19 protein-coding genes are annotated in these 18,132 nt (G+C 64.2%); 8 read left to right on the top strand and 11 right to left on the bottom strand.

Features of this window, described 5'->3' with window-relative positions; all coding sequences use genetic code 11:
- Positions 1-26: 26 nt before the first annotated feature.
- Complete coding sequence (locus CU669_RS12430; protein WP_112145158.1) at positions 27-836, bottom strand: cell envelope integrity EipB family protein; 810 nt, start codon at positions 834-836, stop codon at positions 27-29.
- A 220-nt stretch (positions 837-1,056) separates the two neighbouring features.
- On the opposite strand from CU669_RS12430, the gene CU669_RS12425 reads away from it, so the two are divergent.
- Positions 1,057-1,347 (top strand): hypothetical protein, encoded by a 291-nt coding sequence (locus CU669_RS12425; protein ID WP_192884614.1) that lies wholly within the window; start codon positions 1,057-1,059, stop codon positions 1,345-1,347.
- A 5-nt stretch (positions 1,348-1,352) separates the two neighbouring features.
- Entirely contained in the window at positions 1,353-1,856 is a 504-nt protein-coding gene (locus CU669_RS12420; RefSeq protein WP_112145156.1) for a hypothetical protein, read from the top strand.
- Positions 1,857-1,934: 78 nt separating this feature from the next.
- Here CU669_RS12420 and aspS read toward each other — a convergent pair whose 3' ends face one another.
- The gene (aspS, locus tag CU669_RS12415) at positions 1,935-3,731 is read right to left on the bottom strand and encodes an aspartate--tRNA ligase (RefSeq protein WP_112145154.1); all 1,797 of its coding nucleotides are present in this window, start codon (positions 3,729-3,731) and stop codon (positions 1,935-1,937) included.
- A 182-nt stretch (positions 3,732-3,913) separates the two neighbouring features.
- On the opposite strand from aspS, the gene CU669_RS12410 reads away from it, so the two are divergent.
- The 3 genes from CU669_RS12410 to CU669_RS12400 all read left to right on the top strand — a co-directional run bounded on the left by CU669_RS12410 (position 3,914) and on the right by CU669_RS12400 (position 6,805).
- Entirely contained in the window at positions 3,914-4,879 is a 966-nt protein-coding gene (locus CU669_RS12410) for a response regulator (protein ID WP_161539661.1), read from the top strand.
- A gap of 92 nt (positions 4,880-4,971) precedes the next feature.
- On the top strand, positions 4,972-6,165 hold the full coding sequence (gene rnd / locus CU669_RS12405; protein ID WP_112145150.1) for a ribonuclease D: 1,194 nt from the start codon (positions 4,972-4,974) through the stop codon (positions 6,163-6,165).
- Position 6,166: 1 nt separating this feature from the next.
- Positions 6,167-6,805 carry a YkgJ family cysteine cluster protein gene (locus tag CU669_RS12400; protein WP_112145148.1) on the top strand — a complete coding sequence of 213 codons (639 nt, stop codon included), beginning with the start codon at positions 6,167-6,169 and terminating at the stop codon, positions 6,803-6,805.
- Here the strand turns inward: CU669_RS12400 and CU669_RS12395 are convergent.
- From CU669_RS12395 to CU669_RS12365, 7 genes are all read right to left on the bottom strand, one after another.
- The gene (locus CU669_RS12395; RefSeq protein ID WP_112145146.1) at positions 6,783-7,535 is read right to left on the bottom strand and encodes a DUF748 domain-containing protein; all 753 of its coding nucleotides are present in this window, start codon (positions 7,533-7,535) and stop codon (positions 6,783-6,785) included. The genes CU669_RS12400 and CU669_RS12395 overlap by 23 nt on opposite strands.
- A 74-nt stretch (positions 7,536-7,609) precedes the next feature.
- Entirely contained in the window at positions 7,610-9,193 is a 1,584-nt protein-coding gene (locus tag CU669_RS12390; protein ID WP_112145145.1) for a benzoate-CoA ligase family protein, read from the bottom strand.
- A gap of 44 nt (positions 9,194-9,237) precedes the next feature.
- Positions 9,238-9,939 (bottom strand): ABC transporter ATP-binding protein, encoded by a 702-nt coding sequence (locus CU669_RS12385; RefSeq protein ID WP_112145143.1) that lies wholly within the window; start codon positions 9,937-9,939, stop codon positions 9,238-9,240.
- A gap of 1 nt (position 9,940) precedes the next feature.
- Entirely contained in the window at positions 9,941-10,705 is a 765-nt protein-coding gene (locus CU669_RS12380) for an ABC transporter ATP-binding protein (protein ID WP_112145141.1), read from the bottom strand.
- The gene (locus CU669_RS12375) at positions 10,702-11,691 is read right to left on the bottom strand and encodes a branched-chain amino acid ABC transporter permease (protein WP_112145139.1); all 990 of its coding nucleotides are present in this window, start codon (positions 11,689-11,691) and stop codon (positions 10,702-10,704) included. The genes CU669_RS12380 and CU669_RS12375 overlap by 4 nt, the downstream gene beginning before the upstream one ends.
- Before the next feature lie 142 nt (positions 11,692-11,833).
- Positions 11,834-12,694 carry a branched-chain amino acid ABC transporter permease gene (locus tag CU669_RS12370; RefSeq protein ID WP_112145137.1) on the bottom strand — a complete coding sequence of 287 codons (861 nt, stop codon included), beginning with the start codon at positions 12,692-12,694 and terminating at the stop codon, positions 11,834-11,836.
- Between the two features lie 75 nt (positions 12,695-12,769).
- The gene (locus CU669_RS12365) at positions 12,770-13,966 is read right to left on the bottom strand and encodes an ABC transporter substrate-binding protein (RefSeq protein WP_112145135.1); all 1,197 of its coding nucleotides are present in this window, start codon (positions 13,964-13,966) and stop codon (positions 12,770-12,772) included.
- 346 nt (positions 13,967-14,312) lie between these two features.
- On the opposite strand from CU669_RS12365, the gene CU669_RS12360 reads away from it, so the two are divergent.
- Positions 14,313-14,669 carry a c-type cytochrome gene (locus tag CU669_RS12360; RefSeq protein ID WP_112145133.1) on the top strand — a complete coding sequence of 119 codons (357 nt, stop codon included), beginning with the start codon at positions 14,313-14,315 and terminating at the stop codon, positions 14,667-14,669.
- Between the two features lie 61 nt (positions 14,670-14,730).
- Here the strand turns inward: CU669_RS12360 and CU669_RS12355 are convergent, their stop codons facing one another.
- Together CU669_RS12355 and CU669_RS12350 are read right to left on the bottom strand one after the other, a co-directional pair.
- Entirely contained in the window at positions 14,731-15,363 is a 633-nt protein-coding gene (locus CU669_RS12355) for a DUF6969 family protein (protein ID WP_407671581.1), read from the bottom strand.
- On the bottom strand, positions 15,360-16,319 hold the full coding sequence (locus CU669_RS12350; RefSeq protein ID WP_239988695.1) for a TAXI family TRAP transporter solute-binding subunit: 960 nt from the start codon (positions 16,317-16,319) through the stop codon (positions 15,360-15,362). The genes CU669_RS12355 and CU669_RS12350 overlap by 4 nt, the downstream gene beginning before the upstream one ends.
- Before the next feature lie 185 nt (positions 16,320-16,504).
- Here CU669_RS12350 and CU669_RS12345 point away from each other — a divergent pair, with 185 nt between their 5' ends.
- Both CU669_RS12345 and CU669_RS12340 read left to right on the top strand, forming a co-directional pair.
- On the top strand, positions 16,505-17,212 hold the full coding sequence (locus CU669_RS12345) for a CHAP domain-containing protein (protein ID WP_239988694.1): 708 nt from the start codon (positions 16,505-16,507) through the stop codon (positions 17,210-17,212).
- A 217-nt stretch (positions 17,213-17,429) separates the two neighbouring features.
- A complete protein-coding gene (locus CU669_RS12340; RefSeq protein WP_112145127.1) occupies positions 17,430-18,059 on the top strand; it encodes a LuxR C-terminal-related transcriptional regulator in 630 nt (209 codons plus the stop codon).
- Positions 18,060-18,132 lie beyond the last annotated feature (73 nt).

The following is an 18,132-nucleotide window of genomic DNA, read 5'->3' as shown; positions in this document are numbered from 1 at the left end:
CTGGTAAGGAGGCACGCGATGATGGTTCAGCATTTTCCCGCAGGCAGCATCTCGATGGTCTCCAACTTGCCGCGCAAGGAGAAGGTCTTGAAGATCTGCTCGATATCCTCGGCCACCCCGTTGGGGTGGTAGGTCAAGGACATCTCGAATTCCGGCAGGGATTCAGTGCTGCCATTGGGGAAGAATGCCATGCGCATGGGCCAGACCTTGGAATTCAACAGCGGGCTGGTCAAGGCCGCCGGTTGGCTGGCCACCGCGCGCCCGATCTGGGCGCTGGTATCGAACGGGCCTTCGTCGCCCTGGCCGTCGAACAGCGGCCGCACCAACAAACGCCCGCCCTTGGTGGCGGTGTCGATCAGGCGAATGGTGTGGGTGGTGGGAAACAAGGTGCCTTTCGGCAGTTTGATGGAATGGGTTGCGGGCCGCGTGTAACGGGCGACGCCGCCTTGTCCGGGCCCGTTCAGCTTGGCGGTGCCCTCCACCTCCTCGGTGATCTGGCCGTCGCGGGATTGGCGAACGCGAAAATGGTAGACCAGTCCATCCTTGGATTCCCATCCCAGGAAATCGGTGGACGTCTCCACTTGGCCGCCCTCGGAATAGGAATAGGTGATGGCAAGGCGGAATTCGGTGACCCAGCCGTCGCAGGAATCGGCGAATTGATAGGTCCATGACCCGGTCGCGTTGGCCATGCCGCTGCCCGAACGCGACGAGGCCAGTCCCATCTTGTAGGTGGCCCGGTGGGATGCCAACTCGGCCGGCATGGCGACGGCCATGGTGGCGATAGAGGTCAAACCGGCGATTGCTCCCGCCAGGACCAGTCCACGACACCGTTGCATGCATTCCTCCAGTGGAAAACGAGCCTCATTATACACAGGCCCGCGCCAGGAACCAGACCGGTCGATGTTGCCGCCCTTGCTGGGCAAATTCTTCCCCCTCGCACAGTTTTTGCCTGGCTGGCCTGAGGCCACCTCATTGAATTCATTACAATCAATCTCGGCATGGCCCTTGCAAAGCCATAAGCGGACGTATTGTTTTAGTATGGATTGGAGTGAGAGAATGACCTTCGACTTCGCTCCCGACTGGATGACCACCCTTTTGAACGGCGCCCCCTACTCGGCCGCCGAGCCCGCTGGCTCGGTCATGGGCAAGGGATTGCCGATTCCCGCCTATCCCGACAATGCCGAGGTCGCCGCCCTGTTGAGCGAGCTGTTCGCCGAGGGAACCTTGTCCGCCGAGCAGCTTTGGTCCCTGGCCGATCTGCCGGAGATCAAGGCGCATCTGCCCGGCGCCCTCGCCGCGCTGCCCGCGCATCGGAAACCCCCAGCGCTTCGGAAATCCCAGGCCTGACCACCATGACTCTCATCAGCTCCGCCCTGTCCCGCCTGTTCTCCGATCCCTGGGAGCGCTCCATCACCGAGCGGACCCGGCAAGAGCCGCGCATGACAGGCGCGACCTCCCCCCAGGACGGGCTGATTGAAAACCAGACCACGCCCATGGCGGCATTGCCGCCCCCCGCCCAAAGCGATGCCACGCCGCGTTACGATCTGCGTAATATTTCGCCCCGGAATTTCGCCGATCTGACCCACGAGCTTTACCTGGACGGCACCCTGAGCTGGGACGAGTTCAAGATGGTGGGATTCCCCAGCGAGTTGGACCCACGCTTCGACGAAACCATCGGCGCCCTGACCGGCGAAAAGGCCAATCCCGACCAGCCCAGGGACATGCTGGGCCAGTGGGAACAGCGGGTCGACTTCGAGAAGCGCTACAATCCCCACCCCGATCAGGTGAAGATCGCCGAGGATGCCCTGGGCAAGCTCAGCTGGCTGAACAGCGCTCCGCTGAGTCTGAGCGCTTGAGGGACGGGCGGGCGAGACGCCCGCGCTCCCAAGGATAAGGCTGTACTTGGAGTGCGGGCGTCTCGCCCGCCCGGCTCCCTACTCCGCCTTGACCTCTTTCTTCGGCTTGGGCAGATCCAGCTTGATATGCAGTTCGCGCAGCCGTTCCGGCGTCACCTCGGCCGGGGCCTGCATCAGCAGATCCTGGGCCTGCTGATTCATGGGGAACAGGATCACTTCGCGGATATTGGGCTCGTCGGCCAGCAGCATGACGATGCGGTCGATGCCGGGAGCCGAGCCGCCATGGGGCGGAGCGCCGAACTTGAAGGCGTTGAGCATGCCGCCGAAATGCTCCTCCACATGGGCGGCCGAGTATCCGGCGATCTCGAAGGCCTTGTACATGATGTCGGGGCGATGATTGCGGATGGCGCCCGATGACAGTTCGACGCCGTTGCAGACGATGTCGTACTGATAGGCGTTGATGGTCAGCGGATCCTGGTTCAACAGCGCCTCCATGCCGCCCTGGGGCATGGAGAACGGGTTGTGGGAGAACTCGATCTGGCCGGTCTCCTCGTTGCGCTCGTACATGGGGAAATCCACGGTCCAGCAGAACTTGAACACGTCCTTTTCCAGCAGGTCCATCTCATTGGCGATCTTGGTGCGCACCAGACCGGCGAACTTGGCCGCCACGTCTTCCTTGTCGCAGGCGAAGAACACCGCGTCGCCATCCTTCAGATTGGCGGCGGATTTGATGGCGGCGACACGTTCGGGCTCCAGGTTCTTGGCGATGGGGCCTTTGGGACCGTCGGCGGCGAACTGGATATAGCCGAGGCCGCCAGCACCGTTCTCGCGCGCCCATTCGTTCATCTTGTCGAACCACGAGCGGGGCTGACCGGCGGCGCCCGGGGCCGGAATGGCGCGAACCACGCCGCCCTTGTCCACCAGCTTGGCGAACAGGCCGAAGCCAGAGCCGCGGAACGGCTCGGTCACATCGGCGATGACGATGGGATTGCGCAGGTCGGGCTTGTCCGAGCCGTATTTCAGCATGGACTCGGCATAAGGAATGCGGGGGAACGGCGCGGGCGTGACCTTGCGGCCATTGCCGAATTCCTTGAACACGCCTTCCAGCACCGGTTCGATGGCGGCAAAGACGTCGTCCTGGGTGCAGTAGCTCATCTCGAAATCAAGCTGGTAGAACTCGCCGGGCGAACGGTCGGCGCGGCCGGCCTCGTCGCGGAAGCAGGGCGCCACCTGGAAATACTTGTCAAATCCGGCGACCATGAGCAACTGCTTGAACTGCTGCGGCGCCTGGGGCAGCGCATAGAACTTGCCGGGATGGATACGGCTCGGCACCAGATAGTCGCGGGCCCCCTCGGGGCTGCTGGCGGTCAGGATCGGGGTCTGGAACTCGGTGAAGCCCTGGTCCTGCATGGCGCGGCGCAAATACGAGATCACCTTGGAGCGCAGCATCATATTGGCGTGCACGTCTTCCCGGCGCAGATCGAGGAAGCGGTACTTCAACCGCATATCCTCGGGGTATTCCTGCTCGCCATAGACCTGGATGGGCAGCGGGTCGGCGATGGACTGGATTTCCAGCTCGGCCACGTAGAGTTCGATGGCGCCGGTGGGCAGGCGGGGATTGATGGTGTCGGCCGAACGGCTGACCACCTTGCCGGTGACGGTAATCACGCTTTCGGGCCGCGCCTTTTCCAAGGTGGCGAAGACCGGGCTGGAAATATCCAGCACGCACTGGGTGACGCCGTAATGGTCACGCAGATCCACGAACAGCAGATTGCCGTGATCGCGCTTGCGGTGGACCCAACCGGACAGGCGAGCCTGGATGCCGGAATCGGAGGCCGTCAACTGGCCGCAAGTGTGCGTTCTGTAGGCGTGCATGGTGACCCTTCATGAGACCTGATCTCGAAACCCGGAAGAAGGCATCCGGACCCCATTTTTGTCAAGCGGACATAACCGAATCTTTACGAGTCCGGGGCAAACTGGGCTCAAGTTTTCCGGTGTGCGCGCCATCGGGGAGCCCGGCGACCAGAAGGTCGTCCACTCATACCAGGATGGTAGCCATGTCCCACGACTTCCAAAGCGTGCGCGCGCTGCTGCGCGCCCCCGATTCCCAAAGCCACAAGATCGTCACCGGCACCTTGATGAATCATGGATGCCGCCAGATCGTCTCCGCCGAATATGGCGGCGAGATCGACCATTACCTTCGCTCGGACATGATCGACCTGCTGATCTGCGACGCCGACCAGGGCCTGGTCGAAGCATGTGACACGGTGCGCCAGATGCGCAACCGCGACGCAGGCGACAACACCTTCGCCTGTTCCATCATCCTGACGTCGCGCCCCGAGCCGGACGCGGTGATCCGGTTGATCGACAGCGGCACCGACGCCATTCTGGTCAAGCCGTTCCAGCCGCAAGCCTTGGCCAACCAGATCGCCACCATGATCCGATCGCGCAAGCCCTTCGTGATCACCAGCGACTATGTCGGCCCCGAACGGCGCGACGACGCCATGCGCCCCGGCGTCGATGCCGCGCCCCGCGTCCTGGTCCCCAATCCCCTGCGCGAGATCGTGACCGCCACCTCCAGCCGCGATCAGTTGCGGGTCAAGGTCCGCGCCGCCTGGGACGTGGTCAACGAGCATCGCATCGAACGCCAGACCCTGCACCTCGGCTGGCTGGTCGAACGCATCCGCACCGCGTTCGAACGGCGCCCCCCGGCCGCCGACGCCGCCGTCCTGCTGGGGCAACTGCTCAACAATACGTCGGAGCTGAGATTGCGAGTGGCGGGAACCGGCTTCGACCACGTCGCCCATCTGGCCACCACCATGATGGAGATCTGCGGCGGCCTTGGGCAAAACATCAACGCCCCCGACGAGCGCTGGCTGGCCGTGCTGCCCAAGGTCGCCGACGCCATGGCAAAGTCCTTCACGCGCGAGCGCGAAGCCGTCCGGGCCAGCCGCCAGATCAGCGAAACCTTGACCCGCCGCATCCGCGCCGAAGTCCCCAACCTTCCGCGGTCGTTTCACTGAACGTCCTGTCATTAAGCGTCGGGGCGCGGAATCATCAATTCCGCGCCCGTCTTGCCCTTGCCGGGCTCCATGCCAGGGTGTATCACTTTGGCATGCCGATGATCTCCGACACCCAGTCGCTCGCCGCCTTCTGTCAGCGCCTGAAATCCGCCAGCTACGTCACCGTCGATACCGAGTTCATGCGGGAGAAGACCTATTGGCCGATTCTCTGCCTGGTGCAGGTGGGAGGCCCGGACGAGGCCCGCGCCATCGACCCGCTGGCGCCCGGCATGGACCTGACCCCGCTGTTCGAGCTGATGGCCGACACCAATGTGCTGAAGGTGTTCCACGCGGCGCGCCAGGACATCGAGATCTTCCTGCATCTGTCCGACGCCATCCCGACGCCCCTGTTCGACACGCAAGTGGCCGCCATGGTCTGCGGCTTCGGCGACGCGGTGGGCTACGAGACCCTGGCGGCGCAACTGGCCAAGGCGCGCATCGACAAGACCATGCGCTTCACCGATTGGGCCATGCGGCCGCTGTCGGAAAAGCAGATTCAATACGCGCTGGCCGACGTCACCCATCTGCGGGTGGCCTATGACAAGCTGGTGCGCAAGCTGGAAAAGAACGGGCGGCTGGAATGGCTGTCCGAGGAAATGGGTCTGTTGACCGAGCCCGGCACCTACCGCGTCGACCCGGAACACGCCTGGAAGCGGCTCAAGCCCCGCTCCAACTCGCCCCGCTTTCTCGCCGTGCTGAAGGAACTGGCGGCCTGGCGCGAGCGCGAGGCCCAGGACCGCGACCTGCCGCGCCAGCGGGTGCTGCGCGACGAGACCCTGACCGAGATCGCCGCCCATCACCCCACCGACGTCAACGAGCTGGGCCGGACAAGGGGCATCGGCAAGGGTCTGGTCGAGGGCAAGATGGGCCTGGGCATCCTGGATGCGGTCAAGCGCGGCATGGAGATCCCCGACTCCCAATGCCCGACGCCGCCGGAACGGGTCGAGGTGCCCAAGGGATTGGGGCCGGTGGTGGACCTGCTCAAGGTGCTGCTGAAGATGAAATGCGACGAGCATGGCGTCGCCAGCAAGCTGGTGGCCAATTCCGCCGATATCGACGCCATCGCCGCCGACGACAACGCCAATGTGGCCGCCCTGCACGGCTGGCGCCGCGAGCTGTTCGGCGAGGATGCCTTGAAGCTGAAGCACGGCCGTCTCGGCCTCGGCTTTTGCACCGACGGCCGCCGCCTGCGGCTGATCCCCACTGAACCGGTGGACCCGGCTCCGCCGCCCAGCCCCATCGACTGAGGTGGGCGCGCCTCCCGGCTATTCCGATGTCAAGCGGGCGGCCCAGACGGCCGCCGCCGCCGCCCTATCCCATGGCGAGGGCCAGGCCCAGGCGGCCCGGGCCGCCATCGCCGCCGCCGACCACTTCTTCGCCACCATCCGCAAGACCTTGAAGCTGGATGCCGTGCTGGCGCGCATGGCCTGCCGCGCCGGCTGTTCGTGGTGCTGCCACCAGATCGTCGGCGTCACGGCGGCGGAACTGGCGCTGCTGGCCGAGACCATCGCCGCCATGCACCCGACGCGCCAGGCCGAGATCCGGCAACGCGCCGAGGCCGCCATGGCCAAGGGGCGCGGCATGGATCAGGCCCAGTGGTGGGCGGCGCAAATCCGCTGCCCCTTGCTGGAAGACGACGGGTTGTGCGGCGTCCATGCCGCTCGGCCGCTGCCCTGTCGCGGCTACAACTCGGCCGATGCCGATCTGTGTCGCCGCTCCTATCTGGGGGAAAAGCTACGGGCGCCGGTCTTGGCGGCCCAACACGGCGTCTGGGGCCATGCCCAGTCGGGCCTCGCCGAAGCCCTGGCCGAGGCGGGAATCGCCCCCGGCCCGGTTTCCCTGGCCGAGGGCATCGACGGATTGTTTACTTCCCGAACAACCCCTTGACGGCACCGGCGGCATCGCCGGGCACCATGGACTTCACCTTATCGGCGGCGCCGCCCAGCAGATTGCCGAAGCTGGTGGCCGCCTTGAGGGCACCGTTGACCAGGGAATCCATCACCTTCTGCGCCACTTGAGAAGCGCTGGCGCCACCGGACTCCTTGCCGATTCCGGTCAGGACGATGTCGGGCAGCTTGGCGGTTGTGTTGGCGCCGGGAATGCCGCCCGCCGCCAGCTTGACCTGACCGCCGGTCATGGCGAGACGGTCGATGACGACCTTCTTCTCCTCGCTCTTGTCCGAAGCCTTGGCCGGTTCGGCCTTGGCGCCGCCCTGCTTGGCGGTGAAGGCCTGCACGTTCTTCTGGATCTGGTCGAGATTGCTGCCGCCCGAGGCCATTTCATAGGAGACGGCGGGCGAGGCCACCAGCACGTCCTTGACCACGATAGGATTCTTGCTGAGCGAGCCGGTGTCCAGGGTCACGCTGATCTCGCCAAGCCTGAAGGCGGGATCGCTGGAAAATCCCGGCGGATTGGCCACGGAAAGACCGGTGATGGAGGCCTTGCCGTCGGTCAGCGAAATCTTGACGCCGCCCACCGAGACCTTCACGCCCGCCACCTGGGTGCCCACATCCTCGATGATCTTCTTGACGATGGTGTCCAGCGACGAGAACAGGAAAACCGCCGCTCCGACGATCACGGACAGAACGACGCCACCGATGATAAGCAGCTTCTTCATGGATACCCCCGACCCCGGTTGATTGGACGCACAGTGTCCGTCAGCCGGGGTCGGTTGTCGAGGGAATGAATCCCCTACATCCGCATGCCGCCGCGCAGCTTGAAGCGCTGGATCTTGCCGGTGGCGGTCTTGGGCAGGGCGTCGACGAATTCCACCCAGCGCGGATATTTGTAGGGCGCCAGTTTGGACTTCACATAGGCCTGGAGTTCCTCGGCCAGCACCTCGCTGCCGTTTTCGCCGGGGGCCAGGACCACGAAGGCCTTGGGCTTGATCAGGCCTTCGCCGTCGGCCTCGCCGACCACGGCGGCTTCCAGCACCTTTTCGTGGGAGATCAGGGCGGCTTCCACCTCGAAGGGCGAAACCCAGATGCCGCCCACCTTCAGCATGTCGTCGCCGCGCCCGGCATAGCGGTAATAGCCGTCCTCATCGATGTAATACTTGTCGCCGGTGAAGGTCCATTCGCCCCGGAAGGTCTTCAGCGACTTCTCGCGCTGGTTCCAATAGGCCACCGCCGAGGAGGGGCCGCGCACGATCAACTCGCCCATCTCGCCCTGGGGCACTTCGTGGCCGTCGTCGGCGACGATCTTCATCTCATAGCCCGGCACCGGCTTGCCCGAGGTGCCGTAGCGGACCTCGCCATGGCGGTTGGACAGGAAGATGTGCAGCATCTCGGTGGAGCCGAGGCCGTCCAGGATGGCGGCGCCGAACCGCTCTTCCCAGCGCTTGCCCACGTCCTCGGGCAGGGCCTCGCCCGCCGAGACGCAGGCCCGCAGCCGGGTCGAGGCGGTCTCGCGCTTGTACTGGGGATCGGCCAGGATGGTGCCGTAGAGCGTCGGCACGCCGTAGAAGATGGTGGGCTGGTGATCCTTCAAGATCTTCATCACCGATTCGGGGGTGGGGCGATCCTTCAGCAGCACGGTGGTGGCCCCCACATGCAGCGAGAAGGTCATGCCGTTACCCAGGCCATAGGCGAAGAACAGCTTGGCGGCCGAGAAGGTGACGTCGTCCTCCTGGATGCCCAGCACCTGCTGGCCGTAATGCACCGCCGTGGCGGGCAGGTCGCGCTGGAGATGGACGGCGCCCTTGGGCGCCCCGGTGGAGCCCGAGGAATACAGCCAGAAGGCAACGTCGTCGCGGGTGGTCTCGGCGGTCTTCAGCTTGGTCTCGGCCTGGGCCAGCAGATCGGACAGCAGCGGATGGCCGAAGCCGTTCTTGCCCGAGATCACCACTTTTTCCAGCAGCGGCAGGTCGGGCAGGATGGGCTCCACCTTGTCGAACAGCTCCTCGCTGATGACCAGGACGCGGGCCCTGGAATCCGACAGCATGTAGCCGTAATCGCCGGTGGTCAGCAGGGTGTTGAGCGGGATCGGCACGATACCGGCCTTGATGGCGCCCCAGAACACCGCCGGGAAATCCACGGTGTCCAGGGTGATCATGGCGATGCGGTCCTCCATGTGGAGGCCGAGCCCTTTCAGCATGTTGCCGGCGCGGTTCACCTTGTCGGCCAATTGGGCGTAGGTGTGGCTGCCGTCGGCGTCGATATAGGCGACCTTGTCGCCGCGCCCCTGCTTCAGGTGGCGGTCGATGAACCATGTGGCGGCATTGTAATCGCGCGGAATATCAAGCGCGTGCTCGGACGAGGCCATGGGGGACGTCATAGGGGTATCTCCTTCCTGTCTTCGTGTCGCTTCTGCCTTGTCGGTCACAAGCCGATATGTCGTTCGAGTATGCTCGAATCGCTTTTCAATGTTTCAGGCCCACCGTCATAGACCACCTCACCCTTGACCAGGATGACGTGTCGGTCGGCCAGATCCAGCAGCACGCCCACATTCTTGTCGACGATGATGGAAGCGATGCCGGTTTGCTTGATGGCGCGGATGACGTGCCAGATGTCGCGCCGGATCAGCGGGGCGAGTCCCTCGGTGGCCTCGTCCAGGATCAGCAGTTGCGGATTGGTCATGAGCGCCCGGCCGATGGACAGCATCTGCTGCTCGCCCCCCGACAGATGGGTGCCCAGATTATCCAGACGCTCGGCCAGACGGGGGAAAGTCTCCAACACCCGCTCATAGGTCCAGTCGCGCCGCCCGTCGGTCCCGGCACGCGCCGCCATCAGAAGATGCTCGCGGACCGTCAGGTTGTGGAACATGCCGCGTCCCTCGGGGACATAGGCGATGCCTTGGCGGATGACGGCCGAGGTCTCCATGCCGGTGACGTCGCGCCCCAGGATGGCGACCTTGCCCGAACGCGGCGCGACGATGCCCAGCATGCTTTTCAGCAGGGTGGACTTGCCCATGCCGTTGCGCCCCATCAGGGCCACCGTCTCGCCCTTGGCGACCCGGAAGTCGATGCCGTGGAGAACGTGGCTGGCGCCGTAATAGGTATGGAGGGCGGTGGCGTGAAGCATGTCAGTAGGCCTCCGCCCCATCGCCCAGATAGGCGTCCTGGACCGCCTTGCTGGAGCGGATCTGGTCCAGCGGCCCGCTTTCCAGCAAGGTACCGTTGACCATGACCGACAGGGTCTGGGCGATGGCGAAGACGGCGTCCATGTCGTGTTCCACCAGGATCAGGGTGTAGCGCCTGGCCAGATCGCGCAGCAGGCCGACCATATGTTCGGATTCCTCCTTGCCCATGCCCGCCAGCGGCTCGTCCAGCACCAGCACTTGCGGCGCGGTGGCGAGCACCATGGCGATCTCCAGCTGCCGCTGCTCGCCATAGGACATGGTGCCCGCGACGCGGCCGGAACGTCCCGTCAGTCCGGCCGCCTCCAGAGCATGCTCCGCCTGCTCGGACACCGCCTTGTAGGAGGAGGCGGATCGGAAGAACTTCATGGAACTGGCCAGCCGCGACTGCGCCGCCAACCGGCAATTCTCGAAGCAGGAAAACGACGGGAAGATATTGGTCTTCTGATAGGACCGGCCGATGCCCAGCCGGGTCACCTTATGGGCGGCCAGACCGGCGATATTGGCGCCCTTGAACAGGATCTGCCCCCCCGACGGCGGCAGATGGCCGGTCAGCAGGTTGACGAAGGTGCTCTTGCCCGCCCCATTGGGGCCGATGATGGCGTGGGCTTCCCGCTCCTTGAAGCCGATGGACACCGCGCTGTTGGCGACAAGGCCGCCGAACACCTTGGTCAGTTCCTTGGTCTCCAGGATGAAGTCGGACTGGCTCATTCCCCAGCCCCCTTGCCCTTGCTCCATTGCAGCAACAGCCCCGCGACCCCCTTGGGCAGCAGCAGCACGATGGCGATGACCATGGCGCCCATGGGCAGCAGCCAGTGATCGGTCATGGATTCGAAGGCGAAATGGGCCAGCTCAAGGATGAAGGCCCCCAGAACCGGACCGAACAGGGTTCCCATGCCGCCCAGGATCACCATCACCAGCACATGGCCGGACTGGTGCCAGCCCAGCATGGCGGGGCTGACGAAGCCGTATTGGGTGGCGGCCAGAAAGCCGCCCAGGCCCGCCAGGGTTCCGGCGATGGTAAAGGCCACCAGCTTGTAGACCATGGGGTTGAACCCCAGTCCCTGGACCCGGTATTCGTTGACGCCGATGGCGCCGAGCACCCGGCCGAACGGCGAGGCCAACAGCATGCGCAGCAAGGCGTAGACCCCCACCAGGACGCCCAGCGCCACATAGAAGAAGGTCAGCTTCTGCTCCAGATCCAGCACGGTGATGCCAAAGGCCTCCACCGTCGGCTTGACGTAGATATAGGCGCCGTCCGAGCCGCCCGCCGCCTTGGAATCGTTGAAGAAGTAGTAGCCCATCTGACCGAAGGCCAGGGTCACCATGATGAAGTAGATACCGCTGGTGCGGATGGAAAGGTACCCGACCACCAGCGAGGCCAAGGCGCAGACGGCCAGGGCGGCGGGCAGCACCACCCACAGATTGGCGGCCTCGTATTGCGGGCTCATCATGGCCAGCACATAGCCGCCCAGGCCGAAGAAGGCGGCATGGCCCAGGCTGACCAGCCCGGCGACGCCCACCAGCAGGTCCAGGCTCATGGCCAGGATGGCCAGGATCATGATGCCGGTCAGCTTCTGCATCAGGAAGGCGAACTTGGCGGCGAACACCAGCTTGCCCCACAGGGGGAACAGCGCCAGCGCCGCCAGCAGCACCACCAGGACAATGGCAAGCCGCTTCGGAAGGTGAAGGGTCATATTTCTTGCCCCTCAATCGCCGGGCGCGTGCGTCCGCCCCATAGGTCTCGCATCGCTGAAAGCGATGCTGAGGGCGCTTGGCTTTCGCGGCACGAGCCGCGCCGGGCCTTGCCCGCAACTCCTCGCTTGGTCGCTCGTCGGATCATGCGAAGAGCCCCCTGGGCTTCCACAGCAGCACCGCCGCCATGACGCCGTAGACGGTGAAGCTGGCGAAATCGGGCACGAAGACCTTGCCGAAGGTGTCGGCCAGGCCGATCAGCATGGCGCCGAGGAAGGCGCCCTTGACGGAGCCGACGCCGCCGATCACCACGACAACGAAACACAGGATCAGGACGGTGTCGCCCATGCCGGGCGCCACCGAGCTGATGGGGGTGGAGATGGCACCGGCCAGACCGGCCAGGGCGGCACCGACCGCGAAGACCACGCCGAACAGCAGCTTCACATTGATGCCGAGTGCCGCCACCATGTCGCGGTTGGAGGCTCCGGCACGGACCCACATGCCGAACCGGGTCTTGGCGATCACCACATACATGACCACCGCCAGGGCGGCGCAGATTCCAGACAGGATGACCCGATAGACGGGATAGGACAGGGTCTCGGTCAGCCGGACTGACCAGTTGACCGCTGTCGGCATGGCGATTCCGTGGACATCGTTGCCCCACAGGATGCGCTGGGCTTCATTGAAGATCAGGATCAGGCCATAGGTCAGCAGAACCTGATCCAGATGGTCGCGCTTATATAGGGTGCGGACCAGCAGCGCCTCGATGACATAGCCCACCAGCGCCGCCAGCGGCAGCGACAGGACCACCGCCGCGACCAGGCTGCCGGTCAGTCCCGCCAGCCACCACGCCAGATAGGCCCCCAGCATATAGAAGGCGCCATGGGCGAGATTGATGATCCCCATGATGCCGAAGATCAAGGTCAGCCCGCTGGCGACCAGGAAAAGCAGCAGCCCGTACTGAACCCCGTTCAGCAGTTGGATAAGGAAGAACCAAACGTCCATGCTATCTCCCGGACGGGCGAGACGCCCGCGCTCCAAACACGCACCATTGCCTGGAGCGCGGCCGTCTTGGCCGCATCAGGCCATCTTGCAGCCGGTGGCGGGGTCGGCCAGGGCCTTGTCCGCGACACCGATGACGATCTCCTTGCCATTCTTGACCTGGCGCAGATAGATGTCCTGCACGGGATTGTGGGCCTTGGACAGGGTGAAGGCGCCGCGCGGGCTCTTGATCACCGCCTTTTCCATGGCCTCGATCAGCGCAGGTTTGGCGCCTGCGTCGCCCTTGACGGCGGCCATGCCCTGGACCATCAACTGGGCGGCGTCATAACCCTGTACCGCATAGACATCGGCTTCCTTGGCGAAAGCCTTGGCATAGGCGGCGCGGAATACCTTGTTTTCGGAGGTGTCGAGCGCGTCGGCGTAATGCAGGGTGGTCAGAACCCCCTCGGCGGCCTCGCCCTGGGCCTTCAGGACGCCGTCGGTCAGGAAGCCCGGCCCCATCAGCGGTATCGACTTCAAACCGGCGGCGGCATAGTCCTTGACGAACTTCAAGGCGCCCGCCCCGGCAAAGAAGACGAAGACGCCGTCGGGCTTCAGCGAGGCGATCTCAGTCAGATTGGCCTGGAACTCGTCGGAGGGGAACGGCACCAGGATCTGCTTGGTGACCTTGCCGCCCGCCTTGGTGAAACCAGCCTCGAACCCCGACAGCGCTTCTTCGCCCGCGGCATATTTCCACGACATGGTCACCACGTTCTTCAAGCCGCGATCCACCGCAACCTTGCCCATGGGATAGGCGGTCTGCCAGTTGGTGAAGGAGGTCCGGAAGATATTGGGCGCGCAGAGCGGCCCGGTGGCGGCGCCCGCACCGGCATTGGCGATGATGGTGATGGTGCCCGATTCCCGCACCACCTTGACCATGCCCAGCGCCACGCCCGAATGGACCGGACCCACGATGAAGTCCACGTTCTCGCCGCTCACCAGCTTATTGGTGTTCTCCGGCCCCTTGGCGGGATTGGCCTCGGAATCCACCGCCACGTATTGGATTTCACGGCCGCCCAGCTTTCCGCCGCGCTCCTCGATGGCCATCTTGAACCCGTTGGTGATGGCTTCGCCCAGGCCCGCATAGGTTCCCGTATAGGGAAGCAGGAAGCCGACCTTGACCTTGGCGGTATTGCCGATGGCAAAGCGAGTGGGCACGAAACCCGATGCTCCGGCCGCCGCCATTGCGCCGACCTGAAGCACGGAACGGCGCGACAAACCCTTGACGAAATCCATGACGATCCTCCCAGCCCCGGGGTCCAAGCCCCTTGTTGTCTCCCTGCGCCCCCGGCCGACGCCGGTTCACAGATCCCGCCCGAACCGCCATGCGGCCGGATCATTGTTGCGGCGAGCCCGCGCTCGCCGTAATTCGGTATTCTAATGCGTATTTGACCGCTTTGCAACGGCGGTCGAACTGAGTGTCCGGCCAATTCATGACCAAGGTCAACGGCCAAGGCCACCTTGCCCGGTAAAGCCGGGAACTTTCGACTCTTGCTGCGAGACCCCCTTGAAATCGACACAATCCTAGGGGATAAGAGACACACCGCGCCAACTTTCCATCCCGCGCAACTGGAGATTCCCGATGCTCACCACCAAGTATCTGGGCCTGGCCCTCGGAGCCGCCCTTCTCGCCGCCCCCTTCGCCGCTTCCGCCCAGGAGGCCCCCGCCGGCTTCAATCAGTGCAAGGCCTGCCATGTCATCGGCAAGAACGGCGTCGGCCCCAATCTGGCCGGTGTGTTCGGCCGCAAGTCCGGCACCGTCGACGGCTTCAAGTATTCCGACGCCATGAAGGCCGGCCCGACCTGGGACGAAGCCAACCTGACCAAGTATCTGACCGACCCCAAGGGCACCGTCCCCGGCAACAAGATGGTCTTCGCTGGCATTAAGAAGCCCGAGGATCTGGCCGCCGTGGTCGCCTATCTGAAGGTGGTGAAGTAGTCTTCCCCAGCCGTTCCGATTTCGCGCCGCCGCCTTCCCCCGAAGGCGGCGGCGTTGTTTTTCAGGCCTCGACCTCGCCCTTGAGCACGTCGCCCCTCGGGTCGATGGACAGGCGCGAGGTAATCTCCAATCGACTGTCGTCCAGCGGGTCGATACCCGGATGGGATTGCCGCCACGCCGCGACGGTGGCGTCACGCTCCTCGGCCAATCGCGCGATGGACGGGGCGTAAAACGAGACCAAGGCCTCCAGCCACGCCGCCACCGGCTGGCAGTCCCCTCTGGCCGCCACCTTGAACAGCGGCAGCATGGCCTTGACCGCATGAGCGTCATACCAGGCCTCGCCGGTCACCCAGCGGTTGGTGGTGAACAATTCGGTGGCGTCGCCGCTTGGCCCCAATCCGACGGCCATCAGATGACAAGGCGCGTTGACCTCGCGGGAGGGCAAAAGCGGCACGACACCCGGAGGCATTCCCCGTGAACGCTGGAACAGATGAATATGGCCGCATTCACCGTCTCGATGGACGTGATAGTAGAATTGGGCGTGACTGGTGAAGTCATAGACATCGCCGACGGGAAAGTGGCGGTGCGGACTAGGCTGTGAGACGCCGCCGAGCAGCAGCGAGACCGGGCTGGCGCCGCTGTCGGCCATGGCCCGCCAGAGGGCCAGCATTTTCCGTCCAGCCTCCCAACTCAATGTCCAGCCTCGCCGTGAATTCTCTGGGCTCCCTCGTGCATGCGGATCGGAATTCCGTCGCGTGTCGCATCCGCCTTGCTCAGTCCCCGCAACGCCGGATGAAGCCGGGTGAAAGCGCCGAAATTGCTCCACACCGCCTTGACCACATCGGCGGCATCGTCGTTGGACAGACTCTTGGTCACCAGCAAGGTCTTAAGACCGATGGCCGCCACGTCTTCCTTCTGGCCGTCATAGGTACCGCCCTTGACGACGAACCGCGAAACCGAGGGAACCTTGCGCAGAAACGTATCCATGGATTTGGAGCGGATGGACACCAGGGTGGCGCCGCACTCTTCCACCGCGGTCTGCACTTCGACCATGGGGTGGACGCCGGTAAAGACGGCGGCATCGATATTGCCCTGGCAGAGTTCGGCGCCCTGTTCCGCCAGATCAAGTTCCACCAGGACCGAAAGATCGCCCTGCGACAGGCCGGAAGCGTCGATCACCGTCTCCGCCATGGCGCGCTGGAACGACCCCGGCCGACCTAGATTGACCCGCTTGCCTTTCAGGTCGCCCAACTGTTCGATTCCCGCGCCGGGCCGCGTGAGCACCACCGAGACCTCGCCATGCAATGCCATCAGGGCGCGCAGATCGGGCATGGGGCCAGCCCCCTTGAATCCCTCTTCCCCGGCCGCCGCCAATTGCGCCGCCCGCGACTGGACCAGGGCCAAATCCACCTCGCCCGTGCGCAGCAGGTCGAGATTGGCCGCCGAACCGGAACTGGGCACAACGGCGCAGCCAAAGCCATGCGGGCGGTCTTTATTGATCACCCTGCAAATGGCCCCGGCCACGGGGAAGTAATAACCGGTGACTTCGCCACCGGCGATCAGCAACGTCTTGCGTTCAGCGGCGAGCGAAATGCCGGGAAGGCACATGGCCAAGACAAGAACCACCGCCGAAGTCGGGTTCCATTTCAATGATTCATCCTCCAGCAGGCGGGTCAGGCGGGCGGATCATAGCCAACCCCTCCGCCGTTCGAAAGAGTAAGAGGCCGATTCTCATGAATTATGACGAAATTTGAATGGATTTGCATATTTCCGATTGCCATCGGGTTTTCGAATTGACACAATCGCCACAACCAATAACCGGAGGGGAGAGACCGGTGCGGAAAGTTAGTCTGCTGCTTGTGGCGGCAATTGCCTTGGTGGTTCCGTTCAAAGCGAACGCCGCCCTGCAATGCGTGGCCTACGCCCGCGAAATTACCGGCCTTAATATTAAGGGCGACGCCTGGAGGTGGTGGGAGGCCGCCGACGGGCTCTATAAGCGCGGCAACGCCCCGAAGGAAGGCGCCGTTCTGGTGTTCAAGCGCCAGGGCAGCATGGTTCATGGCCATGTGGCCGTGGTCCGCAAGACCACCAGCTCTCGCATCGTTCTGGTCGATCACGCCAACTGGGCACCTCGGCGCAGCGCCGACCGTGGCAAGGTCCAGGAATCCGTCCCGGTGATGGATGTGTCGCCCAACAACGACTGGACCCAGGTCCGCGTTTGGTACGAACCCAGCGCCCAATACGGCGACAAGACCTACAAGACCGTCGGCTTCGTCTATAATCCGGGCAAGCTTGCCCCGGTGGAACAGGCCTCCGTGCGCGACGAATCCGCCGTGGCGGCCTTGCCCAAGGCAGACTCGGCCATCATGGCGAGCGCCGCTCTTGCCGATCCGGCTCCCACCCTGTCCGTCCCGGCCGTGGCGCCCGTCGTGGCTCCCATGCAGGAAGCCGCCATGCCGGAAGTCCCCAAGCAGGACTCCCCCAAGTCGGAAGCCATTAAGTCGGGCAAGTTCGACGCTGGCCGCTGGGCGGAGCAGGCCTAAGAACCAACACTGGCGGATCAGCCGGTTATCCTGACCTTCGGACTCCAGCCGATGCCGCGCCCGCTTGACCGGGCGTGGTATTTTCCCCCTGCCCCGGTGTAGGAAAAGTGTGGGTAAGTTGCCATCATTGTTTGCTTAATTCGGACTAAGCGGTAAGAATACCGCGCTTACGGGGGGGTACAGGGTCGGGAGTCCCTGGGGTTAAGGATCAATGTCCATGGCTAATCCGCAAAGCCGACAGATCGCAATCGTCATCGCCGAGAAGAACCCGCTGCTCCAGAGCTCTCTGGTCAAGCTGTTCGCCGGTGATGATCGCTTTCATGTGGCCGCCGTCGCCAGCGATGGCGAGAAGTTTCTGGAAACCGTCGAAAAGACCCCTTTTGATGTTGGGGTCATCGGGTGGGAAATGCCCTACCTTGACGGTCGGGGGGTGCTACAGGCCTTGCGTGGACGCGTCGATGCCCCGCGCCTGATTGTCTATACCGGCAGCCCCAATCCCGATGTGCCGCGCCAAGCCATGACGTTGGGCGCCGCCGGTTTTTGCTCGAAGCGCGAACCGCCGGAACAACTGCAGGACACCATCATCGCCGTCGCGGCGGGCCGCATGGTGTTTCCGTTCATCGACGTCTCCAGTCTGGCCAGCGACCCGCTTGCCGGGCTGACCCCGCGCGAGCGGGAATTGCTGGCCGCCCTGGCCAGCGGCCTGACCAATCAGCAGATGGCCAGCCAACTGGATATTTCGCTCAACACCGTCAAGTTCCACCTCAAGAACCTGTACGATAAATTGGGCGTCGGCAATCGCGCCCAGGCGGTCGCCTTCTATCTCAAGGGACATGAGGGACGCTAGATCATCGTGCGCCAAATATGACGCACGATGATCTAGCATTATGTCTGCCCCTCACCGGGCGCGGCCCTCCGGC

This window comes from Paramagnetospirillum kuznetsovii (genome assembly GCF_003284725.1).
Classification (GTDB): Bacteria; Pseudomonadota; Alphaproteobacteria; order Rhodospirillales; family Magnetospirillaceae; genus Phaeospirillum; species Phaeospirillum kuznetsovii.
Note: the sequence above shows the minus strand (reverse complement) of the source record. Positions and strands in the feature narration are given on the sequence as shown.